General features: G+C 50.8%; 1 protein-coding gene and 1 pseudogene. Both read left to right on the top strand.

Annotated elements, in window-relative coordinates:
• Positions 1-120, top strand: a pseudogene (locus J8I82_RS37495) (IS5/IS1182 family transposase); the annotation flags it as partial.
• Between the two features lie 1142 nt (positions 121-1262).
• On the top strand, positions 1263-1790 hold the full coding sequence (locus J8I82_RS37500) for an adenylyl-sulfate kinase (RefSeq protein WP_209765649.1): 528 nt from the start codon (positions 1263-1265) through the stop codon (positions 1788-1790).
• Positions 1791-2144: the final 354 nt, after the last annotated feature.

Here is a 2144-nt window from a genome sequence, read left to right on the forward strand (position 1 = left end):
TGGCTTGCCGCCTTTGGCAAACTGCGCATTCGTTTCGAACGGCGTCTCGATATCCATCTCGCTCTGCTCACGCTCGCCTGCGCGGTCATCTGCTCACGATTCGTTGACCAGTTTTGTTAGCGGCTCTAAAGCGCCTGGCACTGGCTCGTCTCATCCACGCACAAGACCAATGCCTTCGTAGGCGGGACTGAAATACAGTCGAATATGTCGCATACTTTCTCCACGAAGTACGGACCGCTCGACGGCTTGAACCTCTTGGCGCGATGCGGTTGCACGCCACGCTCGTCAGTTATTGCGATTGCGACACAGCCTGTTCAATATCCGTCCTCTCGGATGCTTTACCAATGAGAATGCATCGATCAAAGATAGAACCGACCGCACCGGCTCCAGCCTGGGTGCGGACTTTCTCACGAGGGTAAAACTACAGGGGATTCAACAAGGCCGACAGAAACTGTCAGCTCTTCGACATTAGCAGCAGCAGCCCCGCCTCGACCGGAATGCCTATGGTCATAGCAAGCCCCCGGACCGTAGTGGCCGCTTACCCATTTCGGTTCAGGCTGCTGCTTAGACCTCCTTTAACGGCATGCAACTTGCGTCAATGAATTTCCAGTCGAGGTGGGCATCCGTCGTGTGACAGAGATTACCGGTGATCGATCGACGTTCGCTTGTCGAACATCAGTCCTCACCTGAACATGCTGTAATTAAGAAATCAAGTCGGAGATCATCCACCGGAAACGCCTTTGACTCGTATAGAAAGGAGAATACAGGAAGCTGTCGAATCGATATTGCAATTCAGACTCGGGACTGCTCCGTCGATAACGCACAAGCATCCAACTCTTGAATGAGTAACATCGAAACAATCGATTGTACAAGTTGATTGCTTGGCAGCAGAGTTGCGGTCAGAGAACAGATTGTCAATGGTCCCGTTGTTGCACTCGCCAACGATTACGGTGATCGAGCAACGGGCTCCAGCCTCATCGGACCACGGAGGGAACATCGATCATTGCAAAGCGAGCCCTCCGTGCTTATAAGACAGGCTTGGCCAGGGCCTGTTTAAGCAATTGAACTGACACTTTGAGACGTGAGTACACGAACGCATGTTTGGTAATTAAGATTATCCTTCCGATATCGGGCAAATCTGTCGCAGCCCCCTTTTTAAAGCAAGACGCATCGATCGCAATTAACTTACAATTATTCAACAAGCACCTCACAAAATAAGCTCACGAAGCTAAAAGCTGGCACTTAATTGCAAAAAAGTTATCATGAAAAAATTGAATGCTAAACACAAAAAGCGGGCTATTGTTTTGATTCAAGGCCTTCCTGGCTCCGGCAAGACTACACTCGCACGAGCGCTTTTAGATCTAATGCCGACTGCGAGCTTGGTAAATGGGGACTTTGTGAGAGAAAATATCAATCGTGACCTGACGTTCAGTATAGCGCACCGTATTGAGCACGCGCGTCGCATGGCTGAAATTTCCAATCTGACACTCAATTATGGAGCTAACGACCATTGCGTGGTAGATTTCGTTTGCCCTACTGCGGCAACACGAAAAGCCTTTCTGAATGCAGCGGATTACCCAGTCTACACCGTCTTCATGAATACGATTACCGCTGACGAGTCCAGATTTTCCGATACGAGAAATATGTATGATGCGCCGACAGATTATGCCTTTCGCGTGAGCGGATACAAAACGATCGAAGAATTGAAGCACGTGGCTCGCACGATTCATTTGGCACTTATGAATCGCTCCTCCAATTTCTCAGTGACCAGACTGAGAAGGAGTCTCTGAGGCTGGTACAACATCCGTTTGATCCAACTCACTGGCAACGGCGTTAAGTGGAAGTGAATCGCCCCATCGCGCCGCGCTTAGAACGTCTGACAGACGGCGTTGGCGCGACTTGTTATTGTTCAGATCGCATCTTTAGTCCGCCGGCATGGCTCATGCATGATGAAGAATGTCGTACCCGGGATGTCGACCATAGTTATTTGCTTGGCGCAGTCCTTGCGTACCCTTGGCAGCCATGGAGACGGAAGGGCATGAGTTAGCGCCAATGCCCACTGTCTTGCGGCGCGCGTCAAGGTAGATGCGCCTCATTCATGCAGCCAGGCGTTGGTTTTCGGCGCCTGGCTTGATACCGGTGGG

The organism is Cupriavidus consociatus (genome assembly GCF_017814975.1).
Classification (GTDB): Bacteria; Pseudomonadota; Gammaproteobacteria; order Burkholderiales; family Burkholderiaceae; genus Cupriavidus; species Cupriavidus consociatus.